General features: G+C 72.3%; 15 protein-coding genes. 7 read left to right on the plus strand and 8 right to left on the minus strand.

The features are described from left to right. Positions 1-39 precede the first annotated feature (39 nt). From IF01_RS0125345 to IF01_RS0125360, 4 genes are all read right to left on the minus strand, one after another. On the minus strand, positions 40-1,176 hold the full coding sequence (locus tag IF01_RS0125345) for an alpha/beta hydrolase (RefSeq protein ID WP_030395845.1): 1,137 nt from the start codon (positions 1,174-1,176) through the stop codon (positions 40-42). Between the two features lie 181 nt (positions 1,177-1,357). Beyond that, complete coding sequence (locus IF01_RS0125350) at positions 1,358-2,032, minus strand: response regulator (protein WP_030395846.1); 675 nt, start codon at positions 2,030-2,032, stop codon at positions 1,358-1,360. 23 nt (positions 2,033-2,055) lie between these two features. Beyond that, complete coding sequence (locus IF01_RS0125355; RefSeq protein WP_051756185.1) at positions 2,056-3,420, minus strand: sensor histidine kinase; 1,365 nt, start codon at positions 3,418-3,420, stop codon at positions 2,056-2,058. Between the two features lie 92 nt (positions 3,421-3,512). Then, positions 3,513-4,178, minus strand: coding sequence for a TetR/AcrR family transcriptional regulator (locus IF01_RS0125360; protein WP_030395848.1), 666 nt, complete (start codon positions 4,176-4,178; stop codon positions 3,513-3,515). A 214-nt stretch (positions 4,179-4,392) separates the two neighbouring features. On the opposite strand from IF01_RS0125360, the gene IF01_RS0125365 reads away from it, so the two are divergent. Next, complete coding sequence (locus IF01_RS0125365; protein ID WP_030395849.1) at positions 4,393-5,997, plus strand: MFS transporter; 1,605 nt, start codon at positions 4,393-4,395, stop codon at positions 5,995-5,997. A 105-nt stretch (positions 5,998-6,102) separates the two neighbouring features. On the opposite strand, the gene IF01_RS0125370 is transcribed toward IF01_RS0125365, so the two are convergent. Then, positions 6,103-6,867: a hypothetical protein gene (locus IF01_RS0125370; protein ID WP_157855344.1), complete on the minus strand. Its 765-nt coding sequence runs from the start codon at positions 6,865-6,867 to the stop codon at positions 6,103-6,105. A gap of 155 nt (positions 6,868-7,022) precedes the next feature. After that, positions 7,023-9,773: a pyruvate dehydrogenase (acetyl-transferring), homodimeric type gene (gene aceE / locus IF01_RS0125375; protein ID WP_030395851.1), complete on the minus strand. Its 2,751-nt coding sequence runs from the start codon at positions 9,771-9,773 to the stop codon at positions 7,023-7,025. A 516-nt stretch (positions 9,774-10,289) separates the two neighbouring features. Here aceE and IF01_RS0125380 point away from each other — a divergent pair. The 5 genes from IF01_RS0125380 (at position 10,290) to IF01_RS0125400 (ending at position 14,298) form a co-directional block, all read left to right on the plus strand. After that, complete coding sequence (locus tag IF01_RS0125380; protein WP_030395852.1) at positions 10,290-10,727, plus strand: DUF3052 domain-containing protein; 438 nt, start codon at positions 10,290-10,292, stop codon at positions 10,725-10,727. A gap of 289 nt (positions 10,728-11,016) precedes the next feature. Further along, positions 11,017-11,475: a peroxiredoxin gene (locus IF01_RS0125385; RefSeq protein ID WP_030395853.1), complete on the plus strand. Its 459-nt coding sequence runs from the start codon at positions 11,017-11,019 to the stop codon at positions 11,473-11,475. A gap of 203 nt (positions 11,476-11,678) precedes the next feature. Continuing rightward, on the plus strand, positions 11,679-12,254 hold the full coding sequence (locus IF01_RS0125390; RefSeq protein ID WP_030395854.1) for a TerD family protein: 576 nt from the start codon (positions 11,679-11,681) through the stop codon (positions 12,252-12,254). Between the two features lie 252 nt (positions 12,255-12,506). Then, entirely contained in the window at positions 12,507-13,082 is a 576-nt protein-coding gene (locus IF01_RS0125395) for a TerD family protein (protein ID WP_030395855.1), read from the plus strand. A gap of 109 nt (positions 13,083-13,191) precedes the next feature. Next, entirely contained in the window at positions 13,192-14,298 is a 1,107-nt protein-coding gene (locus IF01_RS0125400) for a DUF475 domain-containing protein (RefSeq protein WP_030395856.1), read from the plus strand. A 145-nt stretch (positions 14,299-14,443) separates the two neighbouring features. Here IF01_RS0125400 and IF01_RS0125405 read toward each other — a convergent pair whose 3' ends face one another. Next, positions 14,444-15,622: a DUF2637 domain-containing protein gene (locus IF01_RS0125405; protein WP_030395857.1), complete on the minus strand. Its 1,179-nt coding sequence runs from the start codon at positions 15,620-15,622 to the stop codon at positions 14,444-14,446. 344 nt (positions 15,623-15,966) lie between these two features. Here IF01_RS0125405 and IF01_RS0125410 point away from each other — a divergent pair, with 344 nt between their 5' ends. Then, positions 15,967-16,695: a Tellurium resistance gene (locus tag IF01_RS0125410; RefSeq protein ID WP_030395858.1), complete on the plus strand. Its 729-nt coding sequence runs from the start codon at positions 15,967-15,969 to the stop codon at positions 16,693-16,695. A 59-nt stretch (positions 16,696-16,754) separates the two neighbouring features. On the opposite strand, the gene IF01_RS0125415 is transcribed toward IF01_RS0125410, so the two are convergent. Continuing rightward, positions 16,755-17,918 (minus strand): TerD family protein, encoded by a 1,164-nt coding sequence (locus tag IF01_RS0125415; RefSeq protein WP_030395859.1) that lies wholly within the window; start codon positions 17,916-17,918, stop codon positions 16,755-16,757. Positions 17,919-18,240: the final 322 nt, after the last annotated feature.

An 18,240-nucleotide genomic window follows, 5' to 3' on the forward strand; every position in this document is an offset into this window, starting at 1 on the left:
GAGAAGGGCGCGGGGGCCGAGGACTCAGTGGCCGAGGGCTCAGTGGCCGAGGGTGAGGCCGGCGAAGGCGGCCAGCGAGGCCGTGCCCGGGGCGAAGTAGCCGGAGTGGCCGTGCGAGCCGGTGGACGGCAGCGGCCGGGCGCCGAAGGCCGGGTCGGTGGGGTCGGCGCCGTGGCCGAGCCCGAGCAGCCGGACGAACGGCACCCTGCCGATCCAGTCGGAGTCGTTGCGGGCGGTGGCCCAGAGCGGGACGCGCGGGTCGAGTTCGGCGGCCGAGTCGACGCCGAGGCCGGGCGAGCCGAGCACCACCACACCGGAGGCCAGCTCCGGGCCCGGGCGGGCCAGCCCGCAGACCACCGAGCCGTAGCTGTGGCAGAACACCGTGGGCGGGGCGTCCGGGCGGGTGCTGACGGCGAGTCCGTCCAGCAGCCGGGTCAGCCGCCCGGCGCCGGCCCGGGCCAACTGCTCGGTGGCGGCGTCCGGGCCCAGGCCGAGCGGGGTGGTGTAGCCGGCCCAGGCGATCACCGCGGTCCGTCCGCCGGTCGCCCCGTACAGGGCGCGGGCCATGCCGACGGGGGTGCCGTAGGGGTCGCCGGTACGGTCGAAGGTGCGCAGGTCGATGTCGGAGCCGGGCACGACCACCGCGACCCGGCCGGCGGTGGCGAGGTCGCCGAACACCTCGGCGACCAGGCCCCGGCCGCGCGGGTCGAAGGCCAGGAACCGGCGCGGGCCGCCGGGCGCCGACCCGTCGAGCAGGGCGCGGTAGCGCTCCGCGTGCTCCCGGGCGTCGGCGTGGTCCTGCGGGGTGAGCGCCGGGTCGACGGCCCTGGCCGCGGCCCGGTCGCGTTCGGCGGCGATCGCCAGGGTGTTGGCCCGCAGCCGCAGCTCGACGGGCGCGCCGTCCAGGTTGCCGACCACCAGCGGGTGGCGGACGGCCAGCGCCTCCCGGGCGGCGGGCGGCAGCCGGGCGAAGAAGGCGGCCACCTCGGCGGGGCGGGCGGTGGCCGGGTCGGGCAGCGGCAGGCCGAGGGTGGTGTCGGCGACCCACTCGGCGCTGCCGGGCGGCGGCCCGGTCACCGCCCGCTCGCCGCCGGCGGCCCAGCCGCCCACGCCCAGCGCCGCGACCAGTGCCAGCGCGGTGGCCGCCAGTGTGCGTCGGATTCGCTGCTTCCCCATGTTCGTTCCCTCCCGGGCCGTTCGGCTTCGACAGGAGGGGACGGTAGGAACCAGGTGGCCCCGCGGACGTCACACCGCGGGGCCAACTCCCGGGTGCTACCCGGGTATCAGGAGGTTCTCCCCCGGGGGAGAACCCCACCCCGGGCCGGGGGAGAGCCCCGGAGCGCTTCGGAGGCGCGCGTCATTGCCCGGGCGTCACCAGGCCGGACTCGTAGGCGAGCACCACCGCCTGGGCGCGGTCGCGCAGGTCCAGCTTGGCCAGGATCCGGCCGATGTGGGTCTTCACGGTCTGCTCGGCGAGGACCAGGCCGGCGGCGATCTCCTGGTTGGACAGGCCCCGGGCGATCAGCTCCAGTACCTCGGTCTCACGCGGCGTCAGGCCGTTGAGGCGCAGCTTCGGGTCCCGGCGCCGGGCCGGCCGGGTGCGGGCGAAGTCCTCGATCAGCCGGCGGGTCACCGAGGGCGCGAGCAGCGCCTCGCCGGCCGCCACCACCCGGACGGCGGCGATGAGGTCGGCCGGCGGCGCGTCCTTGAGCAGGAAGCCGCTGGCGCCGGCCCGCAGCGCCTCGTAGACGTAGTCGTCGACGTCGAAGGTGGTGAGCATCAGCACCTTGGGGCGGTGGGCGCCGGGCACGGCCGGGTCGAGCAGCCGCCGGGCGGCCTCCAGGCCGTCCATGACCGGCATCCGGACGTCCATCAGCACGACGTCCGGGTGGGTGCGGCCGGTCACCTCCAGGGCCTGGGCGCCGTCCGCCGCGTCCCCCACCACGTCGATGTCGCTCTGCGCGCCCAGCAGGGCGGCGAATCCGGCCCGTACCATCGCCTGGTCGTCGACGATGATCACGCGGATGGTCATACGGTGCTCTCCCCGGGGGCGTTCTACGGTCCGGCCGGCGTCCCGTCCGGATCGGGGGACGCGGTGCCGTTCGGCCGGCTGTCCTGCGACCGAGTATCCGTCAGACCGGTGACGGGCAGCACGGCGGCCACCCGGAAGCCGCCGTCCGCCAGCGGGCCGGTGTCCAGTTGCCCGCCCAGCAGCCGGACCCGTTCCCGCATGCCGACCAGCCCGTGGCCGGTGCCCTCGGCCGAGCCCTCCAGCGACTCGCTGCGCTCGGGCGGGGCCGCGTTGACCACGGTGACCAGCAGGGACTCCCCGGTCGCGGTCAGCGAGACCCAGGCCCTGGCGCCCGGGGCGTGCCGGACCACATTGGCCAGCGCCTCCTGGACGATCCGGTGGACGGAGAGGCCGACGGCCGGGGGCAGCGCGTCGTCCGTCAGCTCCGGGTCGAGGGCGAGTTCGGCCGCCACCCCGGCCCGGCGCACCGTGTCGACGAGCTGGGCCAGCTGGCCGATCCCCGGCTGGGGCGCCGTCTCGGCACCGGAGTCCTCGCTGCGCAGCACGCCGAGCAGCCGCCGCATCTCGGTCAGCGACTCGCGGGCCGTCCCGGCGATCGCGGTGAACTCCTCCGCCGCCTCGTCCGGGACCCCGGCGATCCGGTACGGCGCGCTGGCCGCCTGCACGGCGATCACCGACATGTGGTGGGCGACCACGTCGTGCAGCTCGCGGGCGATCCGGGCGCGCTCCTCCAGCAGGGTGCGGCGCTCGCGCTCGGCCTCGCTGATGTGCTCCTGCTCGGCGAGCCGCCGGGCGGCCTCGGCGCGTTCGCGCAGCGCCCCGCCGAGCACCAGGACGGCGCCGGACAGGGCGGTGGCGAGCAGGCTGTTGTCCCCGCCGAAGCGGTCGGTGAAGCCCAGCAGGGACATCGCCAGGCTGACCGCCGCGGTCGTCAGCCAGACCGCGACCAGGCTCCGCCGGGGCTCGCGCAGGGCCAGCGGCAGCATCAGGAAGAGGTAGCCGATCAGGACCGGCGGCGGCCACGGCCAGGGGCCGGTGGGGCCGGTGCCGACGGTGAGGACCGCCAGCGCGGTCAGCAGGTCGGCGCCGCCGATCATCCACCAGGCGGGCAGCGGCCGGGTCAGGGCGAGCAGCAGCGGCACCGTCTGGGCGACCGAGAGGGCGGCGGCCAGGCCGACGGAGATCCCGTAGTCGCTGCTGAGCACATTGATCCCGCTGGGCAGCAGCGAGGCGATCGCGGCCACGGCGGCGAGGTAGGGGAGGCGGCGGACCCAGGGGCGCGGGGACTGGCCCAGCAGCGGGGTGTGGTCCGCGGCGGGGCGGGTCAGCGGGGCGAGCAGCGCGCGCACCGGACCGGCCGGGGCGGGCCCGGCGAACGGCTTGATCATCCGGTCAGCCTAGGGCGGGCGGGGGCCGCCGGCGTCCCCCCGGGGTGCCGGGTCCCGGGTAGTACTCCGGTAGGGGGCGGGCGATGTGCGCGCTAGGAGCGCCAGTCGCCGACCAGGGCGGGGCCGAGCTGGTCCAGGTGGCGGTCGATCAGCGCGACCATGCCCTCCGGCCCGATGTCCTCCTGGTCGCAGGTCCAGGACAGGTGGGCGGCGCGCAGCACGGCGCCGAACGCGGCCGCGAGGACGGCGGGCCGCAGGTCCTCGGCCGGGTCGAGGCCCTCGCGCTCGGCGAGCACCTGGATCACCACGCGCTCCTGCTCGGCGACCCGGCGCAGGTGGGCGGCGAGCAGGGTCGGGGTGTCCTCGATCATCCGGATGAGCTCCAGCGCGGCGTTCACCGAGCACGGTCCGGTGGGGTGGGCGGAGCCGCGCTCGCGCCAGGAGCCGACGATCGCGGCCCGCAGCGCCCGGAGCGGGCCCTCCTCGGCGGGGCGGGCCCGCAGCAGCTCGATGAAGTGGTCCTCGGCCTCGGCGAGGACGGCGAGGGCGACCTCGTCCTTGTTGGCGAAGTAGCGGAAGAAGGTGCGCTGCGAGACGTCGACCGCGGAGGCGATCTCGTCGACGGTGGTGCTGGCGAAGCCCTGCCCGAGGAAGAGCCGGTGCGCGGCCTCGATGAGGGCGTCCCGGGTGCGCTGCTTCTTCCGCGCGCGCAGCCCGGGCTCCGGAGAGGCGGCGGGAGGGGCGGACCGAGCGGCCATGGCGGGCGCCTTCCGGAGGGTGATGGGGCTGGTGTTCCGGAGGCTACTGTAGCCCTCTGACAAATGGCAGACAGCAGCAGAAGGCAGTGTTTGCCGAATGTCAGCGGCTGACATAATCTGCCGGAGTGGCGCCCGTCGGGCCGGGTACTCGTGGGGACGGGTGGGCCGGGGCGCCACGACCATGTCCGCCCGCAGCCAGCCCCGGAGGGCCCAGATGAGTCAGTCCCTCACCAAGAGCGCCGAGGCGGACACACCGCCGTCCGGCACTTCGCCGGGTGGGAGGAGCCTCCAGGGACACCCCTGGCTGACCCTGCTCACCGTCGCCGTCGGCGTGATGATGGTCGCCCTGGACGGCACGATCGTCGCCATCGCCAACCCGGTGATCCAGGCCGACCTCAAGGCCGCGCCCTCCGAGATCCAGTGGGTGACCAGCGGCTACCTGCTGGCCCTCGCGGTCTTCCTGATCACGGCCGGCAAGATCGGCGACCGGTTCGGCCACAAGAGCACCTTCCTGGTCGGCGCGGTCGGCTTCGCCGCCACCTCGGCCGCGATCGGCTTCGCCGGCAACATCCAGACCGTGATCGCCTGCCGGGTGCTGCAGGGCCTGTTCGGCGCGCTGCTCCAGCCGGCCGCGCTCGGCCTGCTGCGCGGGGCCTTCCCGGCCGAGAAGCTCAACATGGCGATCGGCATCTGGGGCGGCGTGATCGGCGCCTCCACCGCGGCCGGCCCGATCGTCGGCGGCCTGCTGGTCGAGCACGTCAACTGGGAGTCGGTGTTCTTCATCAACATCCCGGTCGGCCTGCTGGCGCTGGGCCTCGGCCTGTGGATCCTCAAGGACGTGCGGGCCGAGAACGCCGCCAAGTCCTTCGACATCCCGGGCATCGTGCTGCTCTCGGTGGCGATGTTCGCGCTGGTCTTCGGCATCATCAAGGCCCCCGAGTGGGGCTGGGGCGACGCCTCCACGCTGCTCCTGCTGGGCGGCGCGGTGGTGCTGATGGTGCTCTTCGCGCTCTGGCAGGACAAGGCCCGCGAGCCGCTGATCCCGCTCGCGCTGTTCCGCTCGGTGCCGCTGTCGGCGGGCGTGCTGCTGATGGCCCTGATGGCCTTCGCCTTCTTCGGCGCGATCTTCTTCGTGACCTTCTACCTGCAGAACGTGCACGGTATGACGCCGGTCCAGGCGGGCGTCCACCTGCTGCCGATGACCGGCATGATGATCGTCGGCTCGCCGGTGGCCGGCATCGCGATCGGCAAGCTCGGCCCGCGGATCCCGATCGTGGCCGGCATGCTGATCACCACCGTCGCGATGTTCGGCATGTCCACCCTGGACTCCGGCTCGGGCAACGGCGCGATGGCGCTCTGGTTCGTCCTGATGGGCCTGGGCATCAGCCCGGTCATGGTCGGCGCCACCGAGGTCATCGTCGGCAACGCGCCGATGGAGCTGTCCGGGGTCGCCGGCGGCCTCCAGCAGTCCGCGATGCAGGTCGGCGGCAGCCTCGGCACCGCCGTGCTGGGCGCGCTGATGGCCGCCAAGGTCACCGACGTGCTGCCCGGCAACTGGGCGAAGGCCGGGCTGCCCCCGGTCGAGCCGTCCCAGAGCGAGGGCCTCAACCAGGCCGCCCAGCTCGGCATCGCCCCGCCCGCCCCGGCCGGGACCCCGCAGCAGGTGGTCGACGCGATGGCCGGCGCCGTCCACGACTCCTTCGTCAGCGGCATGTCGCTGGCCTTCGCGGTCGCCTCGGTGGTCGCCTTCGCCGCCGCCGTGCTCGGCCTGCTGACCCGCCGCGGCACCACCGAGGCCGGTCCCGCCGTCCACATCTGACCGACCCGCCATCCCCCAGCCCTTGCCGGGCCCCGGCCCCGGACCGTTCCCACGGTCCGGGGCCGGTGTGCTGCCGCGGCCCCGAGGGGTCGCGGCGGCGCGGCGTCAGGAGGTGGGGCAGTCCAGCGAGGGGTCGGTCTCGGCGGCGGCCCAGCAGGCCTCGGCCCGCTGCCAGTACTCCTCCTCGGAGAGGGCGGCGGACGGGCTCGGCGCGGGCAGCACCTGGGTGGGGCCGAAATGGCCGCCCCCGCCCCCACCACTGCCGGTGGTCGGCGGGGCGGTCGGGGTCCGGGTCGGGCCGGGGGCCGCGGTGGTGGTCCCGGCGGTCGGCGGGGCTGCCGGTGCGGTGGGCCCGGTGGACGGCGCGGGAGGTCCGGCCGGCGCGGTGGGCGGGGGTGTCGCCCCGGACCGGTCCGGGGCGGGCGCCGACGGCGGAGCCGACGCGGGCGGGCCGGGGCTGCCCGCCGGGACCTCGGCGGCGACCAGCCCGAGCGCCGGCGGCCGGGCCGGGGAACCGGGCGCGACGGGGGCGGCAGGGGCGGTGGGAGCGACGGGGGAGGACGCGGCCGGTCCGGCGGGCCCGTCCGGGGCGGCCGGCAGCGCGGCCGGGCCGGACGCGGACCCCTGGGACCCCGCGGACCCCGCCGGTCCGCCGGGCCCGGCGGACTCGGCCGGTCCGGGCACGGTTCCGGGCGCCGTCGGCACCGGCACCGGCACCAGTCCGGCCACGGCCCGGTCCGAGGCGGCCGGCAGGGCCACCGACGGCCCGCCGATCTCCTCCGGAGCGGGCAGCAGCTGGGACAGCAGGGCGCCGGTCGTCACCCCGACCAGCAACGCCAGGGGGAAGGCCCCCGTCCTCGGTGCGCGCACGGTACCCGGCCCCCCTCCCCTCGCCCCCCTCGGGACACCTTAAGGGTGACTCTCGGGAAGGTTAAGAGGCAGCCGGAGCGCGCCGGGAAACGGCGAGGGGCCGGTCCCCCCGCACACGGCGGGGGGACCGGCCCCTCAGGGGATCAGCGGGGCGCTCAGGCCTCGCCGCCCGCGGCGCCCGGGTCGGCCGCCGCCACGTCGAGCAGCTGGTAGCGGTCGATCGCGTCCTTCAGCGCGCTGCGGTCGACCTTGCCCTGCTTGGCGAGCTCGGTGAGCACGCTCAGCACGACCGACTGCGCGTCGATGTGGAAGAAGCGACGGGCCGCACCGCGGGTGTCGGCGAAGCCGAAGCCGTCGGCACCCAGCGACTGGTACTGGCCCGGCACCCAGCGGGAGATCTGGTCCGGCACCGCGCGCATCCAGTCGGACACGGCGACGAACGGGCCCTCGGCGCCCTGGAGCTTGCTGGTCACGTACGGGACGCGCTGCGGCTCCTCGGGGTGCAGCAGGTTGAACTCCTCGGCCTCCACCGCGTCGCGGCGCAGCTCGTTCCAGGAGGTCGCGGACCAGACGTCGGCCTTGACGTTCCACTCCTCGGCGAGGATCCGCTGGGCCTCCAGGGCCCACGGCACAGCCACGCCGGAGGCGAGGATCTGGGCCGGGATCTGGCCGGCGGTGCCGGGGGCGTACCGGTGCAGACCCTTGAGGATGCCCTCGACGTCCACGTTCTCCGGCTCGGCCGGCATCTTGATCGGCTCGTTGTAGACGGTCATGTAGTAGAACACGTCCTCGCCGTGCGGGTGCTCGGCGCTGGAGCCGTACATCCGGCGCAGACCGTCCTGCACGATGTGCGCGATCTCGAAGCCGTACGCCGGGTCGTACGCGACGACGCCGGGGTTGGTCGAGGCCAGCAGGTGCGAGTGGCCGTCGGCGTGCTGCAGGCCCTCACCGGTCAGCGTGGTGCGGCCGGCGGTGGCGCCGATCACGAAGCCGCGGGCCAGCTGGTCGGCCATCTGCCAGAACTGGTCGCCGGTGCGCTGGAACCCGAACATCGAGTAGAAGACGTAGACCGGGATCAGCGGCTCGCCGTGGGTGGCGTAGGACGAGCCGGCGGCGATCAGCGAGGCGGTACAACCCGCCTCGGAGATGCCGTCGTGCAGCATCTGGCCGGTCGGCGACTCCTTGTAGGCCAGCAGCAGGTCGCGGTCGACCGACTCGTAGGTCTGGCCCAGCGGGTTGTAGATCTTCGCCGACGGGAACAGCGAGTCCATGCCGAAGGTGCGGTACTCGTCGGGCGCGATCGGCACGAAGCGGTTGCCGATGCCCTTGTCCCGCATGAGGTCCTTGAGCACCCGGACGAACGCCATGGTGGTGGCGATGGTCTGGTTGCCGGAGCCCTTCTTGACCGCCTTGTACGCGTCGTCGCCCGGGAGCTCCAGCTGCCTCGGCCGCACCTTGCGGGTCGGCACGTAGCCGCCCAGCTCCTTGCGGCGGTCGTGCATGTACTGGATCTCCTCCGAGTCCTTGCCCGGGTGGTAGTAGGGCGGGTAGCCCTCGTCCAGCTGCTTGTCCGTGATCGGCAGGTGCAGCCGGTCGCGGAAGCGCTTGAGGTCCTCGACCGTCAGCTTCTTCATCTGGTGGGTCGCGTTGCGGCCCTCGAAGTTGGGGCCCAGCGTCCAGCCCTTGACGGTCTGGGCGAGGATGACGGTCGGCTGGCCCTTGTGCTCGCGGGCCGCCTTGTACGCCGCGTAGACCTTGGCGTGGTCGTGGCCGCCGCGACCCAGGTGCTGGATCTGCTGGTCGGTCATGTTCTCGACCATCTTGCGCAGCCGCAGGTCGCCGCCGAAGAAGTTGTCCCGGATGTACGCGCCGGACTCGGTGGCGTAGGTCTGGAACTGGCCGTCCACCGTGGTGTTCAGCTTGTTCACCAGGACGCCGTCGCGGTCCTGGGCGAGCAGCGGGTCCCAGCTGCGGTCCCAGACCAGCTTGATGACGTTCCAGCCGGCGCCGCGGAACTGCGACTCCAGCTCCTGGATGATCTTGCCGTTGCCGCGGACCGGGCCGTCGAGGCGCTGCAGGTTGCAGTTGACCACGAAGGTGAGGTTGTCCAGGCCCTCGCGGGCGGCCAGGGACAGCTGGCCGAGCGACTCGGGCTCGTCCATCTCGCCGTCGCCGAGGAAGGCGTAGACGTGCGAGTCGGAGGTGTCCTTGATGCCCCGGTGCTCCAGGTAGCGGTTCATCCGGGCCTGGTAGATCGCGCCGAGCGGGCCGAGGCCCATCGAGACGGTCGGGAACTCCCAGAAGTCCGGCATCAGCCGCGGGTGCGGGTAGCTGGAGAGGCCGTAGGGGGCCTTCGACTTCTCCTGGCGGAAGGCGTCGAGCTGCTGTTCGGTGAGCCGGTCCAGCAGGAAGGCCCGGGCGTAGATGCCGGGGGAGGCGTGACCCTGGAAGAAGATCTGGTCGCCGGACTCGCCCTCGGCGTCCTTGCCCCGGAAGAAGTAGTTGAAGCCGACGTCGTAGAGCGACGCGGAGGAGGCGAAGGTGGCGATGTGCCCACCAACCCCGATGCCCGGGCGCTGCGCCCGGGAGACCATCACCGCGGCGTTCCAGCGGGTCGCGTTCAGGATCTTGCGCTCGATCTCCTCGTTACCGGGGAAGAACGGCTCGTCCTTGGTGGCGATGGTGTTGACGTAGTCCGTGCTGCGCATCTCGGGCACGGCGACACGCTTCTCGCGGGCGCGCTCGATCAGCCGCAGCATCAGGTAACGGGCACGCTCACGCCCCCGCTCGTCGATGGCCGCATCGAGCGACTCCAGCCATTCCGCGGTCTCCTCGGGATCGAAGTCCGGGACCTGACTCGGAAGGCCGCCAATGATGATCGGGTTGCGATCGGATCCGGAAGCCACGCTGTTCCTTCACTGTCGGTCGAAACTGAGGTGTGTCGCGCCGCCTCCATCGTGCTACCGCGCTCGGAGATCCGTCATCTCTACCGATCGGTAACCGTTCCGCCCAACAGAAGGAACGGTCTGGCGATGTGCGGTTCGGACAGCGTCGTCCGTGCCGCACACCCCCGGGTGTTACGAACAGAGGTGGTCCGACCTGGTTTCCCGCCCGTCCGATGGCGGACGGCCGGGGTGAGGGCCAACAGGAGACTCTACGCCCGCGCACGCGCGGACCCGAATGCTGTTCGCATCTCGGGCGTGCGTACGGCCTGTGGACCGGGACCTCCCGAAGCATCCTTGTCTTGTGCAGAGAAGGGCAAATCGGTGTGATTCCCGACACGTCGCCCGGCGTGTTCCCGTGCGACACGTCAACCTTTGGAGGGGATCGGGGGTCGGGTACTTGCGCGAACCGCCGCGCCCGTGTGGACTACGGCCACAGCCTCGGCATGGACGCCGGGCCGAATACTGGAGGTTATTCCCGTGAGCGCGACCGCGGACCCCGCGGACAAGTCCAACCCGGCAGCCCGTCTCGGCTTCGACGAGGGCCAGATCATCCAGGAGCTGGGGTACGACGAAGACAGTGACCAGGACCTCCGCGAGGGCATCGAGGAGATCACCGGGACCGATCTTGTCGACGAGGACTACGACGACGTCGCAGACGCCGTCCTGCTGTGGCACCGCGACGACGACGGAGACCTCACCGACTCCCTCGTCGACGCCCTGGAATACCTGGCGGAGGGCGGCCTGATCTGGCTGCTGACGCCCAAGACCGGCCGTGACGGCCACATCGAGGCCTCGGACATCGCCGATGCCGCGAAGACCGCGGGCCTCTCCCAGACCAGCTCGATCGCGATCGCCAAGGACTGGGCCGCGACCCGCCTGGCGACCAAGTCGACGGCCAAGCCGGCCAAGCGCTGAGTCCTGCCTGACGGCCTCGCCGGGCCCCGCCGGAGTCTCCCTCCGGCGGGGCCCGGTCCGTTTTCCCCGGTTCTCCCCGGTGCCCCCGGACGGCCGCCCGGGGGCACCGGAACCCGGTCGGCCGGGGCGCCGGAACCCGGACGGCCGAACCGTTCGCCCAGGGCGAAAGCGGTGGCCCCGGACGGCGCAGCCCTCACCCGTCCGGCTCAACCGGCCTCGGCGAATGCGAGGATGGCGCACGCCGCGTCACCCGCGCGGCCCAGTCGCGTCGAGTGGGAAAGGTCACCGCATGGCCATCGAGATCGGCACCGAGGCTCCGGACTTCGAGCTCAAGAACCAGCACGGCGAGCTGGTCAGGCTCTCCGACTTCCGGGGTGACAAGAACGTCGTCGTGGTCTTCTACCCGTTCGCGTTCACCGGTGTCTGCACCGGCGAGGTCTGCGCGATCCAGAAGGAGCTGCCGCGCCTGCAGAACGACGAGGTCCAGGTGCTGGGCGTGTCCAACGACTCGCCGTTCAGCCAGCGGATCTTCGCCGAGCAGGAGGGCCTGGACTTCCCGCTGCTCTCCGACTTCTGGCCGCACGGCGAGGTCTCCCGCGCCTACGGCGTCTTCGACGAGACGAAGGGCTGCTCGGTCCGCGGCACCTTCGTGATCGACAAGGCCGGCGTGGTCCGCTGGAGCGTCGTGAACGGCCTGCCGGACGCCCGTGACGAGCAGGAGTACCTGGCGGCCCTCGGCGCGCTCTGAGCCGTCCGGGGCACCCGGGACGCACGGTTCCCGGCCTGCTCGGGGGCGTCCCGGGCGCCGGGTCCGGGCGGTTCCCCGGCGCGGACGGGAACCCCGCACTACGATCGGTCCGTTGGCTGGTCAGAGGCTCGGGCGGTTCGCCGCCGGGCTTCGGACCGCACCACGGGGGCACCGAGGAGTGCCTCCCGAATCTTGGAGGACAAGTGGGTGTCAGCCTGAGCAAGGGCGGCAATGTCTCGCTCACCAAGGAGGCCCCGGGCCTGACCGCCGTACTGGTCGGCCTCGGCTGGGACGTCCGTACCACCACGGGCACGGACTTCGACCTGGACGCCAGCGCTCTGCTCTGCAACGACCAGGGCAAGGTCGGCGCGGACGGCAACTTCGTCTTCTTCAACAACCTGAAGAGCCCGGACGGCTCGGTCGAGCACACCGGTGACAACCTCACCGGTGAGGGCGAGGGCGACGACGAGGCGATCAAGGTCAACCTGGCGACCGTGCCGGCCGACGTGCAGAAGATCGTCTTCCCGGTGTCGATCTACGACGCCGAGAACCGCTCGCAGAACTTCGGCCAGGTCCGCAACGCGTTCATCCGCGTGGTGAACCAGGCGGACAACAAGGAGCTGGCCCGGTACGACCTCACCGAGGACGCCTCCACCGAGACGGCCATGGTCTTCGGTGAGCTGTACCGCAACGGCGCCGAGTGGAAGTTCCGCGCGATCGGCCAGGGCTACGCCTCCGGCCTGCGCGGCATCGCCCAGGACTTCGGCGTCAACGTCTGAGTCGGGGCGGGGTCGGTGACGGCCCGGTGGTGAACCACGGCCGGGGCGGCCGCGGACGCGAGAGCGTCGGCGGCCGCCCCGGCCGTTCGCCTTGTGTCGGCGCGGGGTTTGCCGTGCCCGGGCTACGACCTGCTCGGCGGCACTGGAAGGATGGGAGTTCAGGAAAGTTCAGCCGGCCCGGAGGGGCCGGCCGGGGTCGCGGGGGAATAGACCTGAGATGCGCCCCGGGAGGCAAGGGAGGAAGGACCGCCAATGAGTGTCACGCTCGCCAAGGGTGGCAATGTCTCGCTCACCAAGGCCGCGCCGAATCTGACGCAGGTGCAGATCGGTCTCGGCTGGGACGCCCGGTCGACGACCGGCGCGCCCTTCGACCTGGACGCGAGCGCGCTGCTGTGCTCCAGCGGCCGGGTGCTGGGTGACGAGTACTTCGTCTTCTACAACAACCTCAAGAGCCCCGAGGGCTCGGTCGAGCACACCGGCGACAACCTCACCGGCGACGGCGACGGGGACGACGAGGTCGTCCTGGTCAACCTGGACCTGGTGCCGCCGCAGGTCGACAAGGTGGTCTTCCCGGTGTCGATCTACGACGCCGAGAACCGGGGGCAGAACTTCGGCCAGGTCCGCAACGCCTACATCCGGGTGGTCAACTCGGTGGACGGTCAGGAGATCGCCCGCTACGACCTCACCGAGGACGCGTCCAGCGAGACCGCGATGATCTTCGGCGAGCTGTACCGCTACGCCGGCGAGTGGAAGTTCCGCGCGGTGGGCCAGGGTTATGCCTCGGGCCTGCGGGGCATTGCCCTCGATTTCGGCGTAAACGTACAGTAAAGGCCCTCATCGCTGTGATCGTTCCGTTCGGCGCTCACGCGCGTCCGGACGCAATCCCGGCGAACGTCGACCTCGTCGACGCCATGAACCCGAAAGGTAACCAAGTCCCGTGTTCCTCCGCACATTCGGCTGGTCATTCGCGATCACCATTCTCGGGCTGATCGCCGCCGGCCTGCTCTGGGGAGCCGAGGGATTCGGCATCGTGCTGATCCTCTCCATCCTGGAGATCTCCCTCTCGTTCGACAACGCGGTGGTCAACGCCACGGTGTTGAAGCGGATGAACCCGTACTGGCAGAAGATCTTCCTCACCGTCGGCGTGCTGATCGCCGTGTTCGGTATGCGGCTGATCTTCCCGCTGCTGGTCGTCGGCCTCACCGCGCACCTCAACCCGGCCACGGTCGTCGACCTCGCCCTGCACAGCGACAAGACCTACGAGGGCCTCACCTACGGCCAGTACCTGGAAGCGGCCAACCCGGCCATCGCGGCCTTCGGCGGCGTCTTCCTGCTGATGATCTTCCTCGACTTCATCTTCGAGGAGAAGGACTACAACTGGCTGGCCTGGATCGAGCGCCCGCTCGAGAAGGTCGGCAAGCTGGAGGCCTTCTCCACCGTCGTCGCCCTGGTCACCCTGCTGCTGGCGGCCAACTTCTTCGCCGCCGACCACGCCGAGACGGTCCTGCTCGCCGGTGTGCTCGGCCTGATCACCTACCTCTCGGTGAACGGCCTCTCCTCGGTCTTCGAGGCGGGCCTGGAGGAGGAGGCCGAGAAGGAGGAGGCGCAGGAGAAGACCGGCAAGTCCATCGTGCAGGTGGGCGGCAAGGCCGCGTTCTTCCTCTTCATGTACCTCGAGGTGCTGGACGCCTCGTTCTCCTTCGACGGCGTCGTCGGCGCGTTCGCCATCTCCAGCGACATCTTCCAGATCACCCTGGGCCTCGGCATCGGCGCGATGTACATCCGCTCGCTGACCGTCTTCCTGGTCCGCAAGGGCACCCTGGACGACTACGTCTACCTGGAGCACGGCGCGCACTACGCGATCGGCGCGCTCGCGGTGATCCTGCTGGTCGGCATCGAGTACCACATCCCGGAGATCGTCACCGGCCTGATCGGTGTCGCCTTCATCGGCCTCGCGCTCGGCTCCTCGGTCCTGCGCAACCGCCGGGAGGCCGCCGACGGCGGCGGCGACGGGGACCGGGAACTGGTGGGCAGCGACAGCTAGAGCTGTTCTGCCGGTTCCGCCGGTCCTCCGGGTCCTGCCGGTCCTCCCGGTCCTCCCGGCCTTCCCGGTCTTCCCGGTGAACGCCGAACGGCCGTTCCTCCCGAGTGGGGAACGGCCGTTCGGCGTTCTGCGTGGGTGCCGCTGCTCAGCCGAGCTGCTGCTCGATGGCGCGCAGCTTGCGCTCCAGGGAGTCGAGCTTGGGCATCGACAGGGTGTCGTCGTCCGGCGTCAGGTCCACCGTCGAGCGGTAGGCGGAGGAGGACGACGAGGCCGAGGTCGAGGTCGTCGAGGACGAGAGCGACGACGAGGACGAGAGCGACGAGGAGAACGAGGCGGAGGACGAGCCGGAGGCCGACTCGGAGCCGCGCGAGCGGCGGTTCTCCAGGGCGCTCAGCGGCGCGGAGTCCAGCAGCGAGCCGGAGGTGCGGGAGGAGAAGGCGTCCACCTCAACGGCTAGGGCAGGCTCCGTAGCGGTCGGGCCGTCTCCGGCAGCGGCGAGGGCGGGCACCTGGCGGCCGGCGCGGTTGCGGGACAGCATGCCGCCCGACTGACGGGAGATCGCCTTCAGCTCGGCGCGCTCGCGGCGGTCGGCGCTGCGGGCACGCACCTTGGCGTCCAGCTTCGCCTGACGCTCCTCGCGCACCTCGTCGACGGCCTCGTCCAGGCTGCGGACGTTCTCCAGCAGCATCAGCGACCAGGCGGCGTAGGTCTCGCGGGGCGCGCGCAGCCAGCGGACGATACGGATCTGCGGCAGCGGGCGCGGGACGAGGCCCTGCTCGCGCAGCGCGGCCTTGCGGGTCTGCTTCAGCGCGCGGTCGAACAGGATCGCGGCCGAGATCGACATGCCGGAGAAGAACTCGGGGGCGCCGTCGTGGGACATGCCGCGCGGGGCGTGCACCCAGTTGAACCAGGCCGAGGCGACCGCGAACACCCAGACCAGCAGGCGGGAGCCGAGGGCCGCGTCACCGTGGCTGGCCTCGCGCACGGCGAGCACCGAGCAGAACATCGCGGCGCCGTCCAGGCCGAACGGGACCAGGTACTCCCAGCCGTTCGAGAGGCCGAGGTTCTCCTTGCCGAAGCCGACCAGGCCGTGGAAGGACAGCGCGGCCGCGACGCCGGCGCAGCAGAACAGCAGGACGTAGGAGGAGATCCCGTAGACCATCTCCTTGCGTCGGCGGCGTTCCTCGCTGCGCTCCCAGGAGTCGCTCGATTCGTCCTTCCGGTTGTTGTTCTTGAAGCGCAGCGTCGCCACCAGGATGGCGGTGAACAGCAGGGCTACACCGCCGATCACGGTCCAGACCAGCTGTATGGAGGTCAGGTTCATTGCGGGTCGGGCCTCGGGTTTCCGCAGGGGACAAAGGTCTCAAGTGCGACACGATGATCAGGATCCGTCCCCGGGACCGGGCCTGACGAAGCGTCGTCGTCGGACGGGTGCGCCGACGCGCCCGGGCGGGCGGGCGGGACACCTGTGCGGCTAGACGATATCGCGTCCGAAGTGGCCGCATGGTACGGGAGGTGAGCTTCGCCCCGCCAATCGACCCGCCGGTGTCCGGCCGGTGTCCGGCGGGCGGCGGCGGGTAGGGGACTTCGGGTACCCGCGGGCGGGCTGATGCCCGATCATGGAGCGGCGGACCGTCAGAACGGCTGGCGCGGCTGGGGGAGGACGGCATGGCCTCGATTTGGGAGTACCTGCGCGGAGAACGGAACGCCCTCGACACGGGTGGCCAGTTCAAGGTCACCCTGACCAAGTCCTCGCCGCACCACGCGATCACCGGTGCGGCGGCGACCACCGGCTACCTCTACGTCAATCTGCACTGGACCACCCGGATAGGAGCCCCGAGGACGAGCACCAGGGACTCCCTGCGGCGGGTGTTCAGCCCGCGGATCCTCAGCCCGATGGAGCCGGACGCCAGCCAGAACGCCCAGGTCAACGTGGACCTCGACCTGGCCTGCATGTACGAGCTGACCGACGGCAAGCGGGGCGTGGTGCAGCCGCTGGGCGGCTTCTTCGGCGACCTCCAGCACCCGCCGTACATCAAGCTCAGCGGCGACGACCAGTACGGGGCGCCGTCCGGCGAGACGATGTACGTCAACCTGGAGAAGAAGGACCAGTTCAAGCGGCTGCTGATCTTCGTGTACATCTACGACGGCACGCCGGCCTTCGAACAGACCAACGCGGTGGTGACGATCGTGCCGCAGTCCGGGCCGCGGATCGAGGTCCATCTGGAGGAACGGGCGTCGGCCGCCCGGTCCTGTGCGGTGGTGCTGATCGAGAACACCGGTGACAACACGCTCACGGTGCGGCGCGAGGTGCGGTACGTGAACGGGTTCCAGGCGGACATCGACCGGCTGTACGGCTTCGGGATGCAGTGGCAGCGCGGGTACAAGACGGAGTGAGGCCGGTACGGGGGCTCGGGGCGGTGCCCCGGTGCCCCGACGCCTCGGGGTGGGCGGGCTCAGCGCGGCTGGAACTGAGGGCCCTGCGGGGGAAGCGCGAACTCCTCGGCGGGCGGGGCCGGCTGCTGCGGGACGGGCGGCTGGGCCTGGGCCTGGGGCGCCTGCTGGGCCTGCTGGGCCTGCTGCGGTGACTGCGGCGCGGTGTTCGGCGGCGGGTAGCCGTAGCCCGGCTGCTGCTGGGGCGGGTACCCGTAGCCGGGAGCGGGCGCCGGTGGCTGCTGGGGGTAGCCGTAGCCCGAGCGCGGGGCGGGCGGCGGGTAGCCGTAGCCGCCCTGCTGCGGGGCCTGCTGCGGTGCCTGCGGCGCGGTGTTCGGCGGCGGGTAGCCGTACCCGGGACGCCCGGCCGGCGGCGCGGTCGGGGCGGGCGGGAGGTTCGGCGGCACCGTCGGCGGCTTGGGCGGCGGCGGGGGCGTGCCGGCCGGGACGCCGGTCGGCGCCTGCGCGCCACCGGCCCGCGCGGCGGCGGCCGAGGACTGCGGGACGGGGGGCTGCGGGACCGCCGGGGCCAGGGTGAAGGTGCCCGGCTCGGGGCGGCCGGCCGGCCGGGGGTCGGGCAGGGCGGCCCGGGGGTCGCCCGCGGGCGGCCCGGCGGCGGCGCCGGCCTGGGTGCTGCCCTCGTCCTCGACGGTGATGCCGAAGTCGGTGGCCAGTCCGATCAGCCCGGACGCGTAGCCCTGCCCGACCGCGCGGAACTTCCAGGCGCCGGCCCGGCGGTACAGCTCGCCCGCGACCAGCGCCGTCACCTCGTCCCCGTCGGCCATCGCGAACTCGGCCAGCGCGGGCACGCCGTCCCCGGCGGCGGCGTCGAACAGCAGCAGGCGCAGCCCGCTCACCGCCCGGAACGTGCCGCCCTCGGATGAGCCGGCCAGCACCACCCGGTCCACGTCGGCCGGCAGCTTGGCGAGCTCGGCCTCGACGGTGTCGGTGATCTCGCCGCCGTCGGCGGTCTGCTGCTTGGGCAGGTGGCGCACCAGGCCGGACGGGTGCCGAGGCTGGTTGTAGAAGACGAAGTCGGCGTCCGAGCGGACCTTGCCGCCCGCGCCGAGCAGCAGCGCGGAGGCGTCCACGTCCGGCGCACCGGGCGTGGCGCTCCAGCGCAGCACGGCGCGGACAGCCGCCACCGGCAGTGCGATGTTGGCGCCCTTGGCCATCACGTGCGTCATAGCCGACCATCCTGCCTGTTCGCCACCCCTTCGGACAACGTGACCGGAGTAGGCGTTGTGGGGGGACTTTGCCAACGCTTGCGCTTTGTGAAGTGGAAGGTAACCTTCCGAGAATTCGATGTTTCGGAACCCTCCACGACCCGGCACCGTCCGTACGATGGGCGGGCGGGGGGCTCCGTGCCGGACAACGGTGACCGGACGGGGCCGGACCGGGAACCACCACGGCCGTCGAGCCGGTTGAACCGGGTGCTGGACCGGGTGTCGCCGCCGTCCCTCCCCGTCCTTCCCCGCCTCCGCCGGACCGGCGGCCGAACCTCCTGAG

The sequence above is a fragment of the Kitasatospora purpeofusca genome (assembly GCF_000718025.1).
GTDB lineage: Bacteria > Actinomycetota > Actinomycetes > Streptomycetales > Streptomycetaceae > Kitasatospora > Kitasatospora purpeofusca.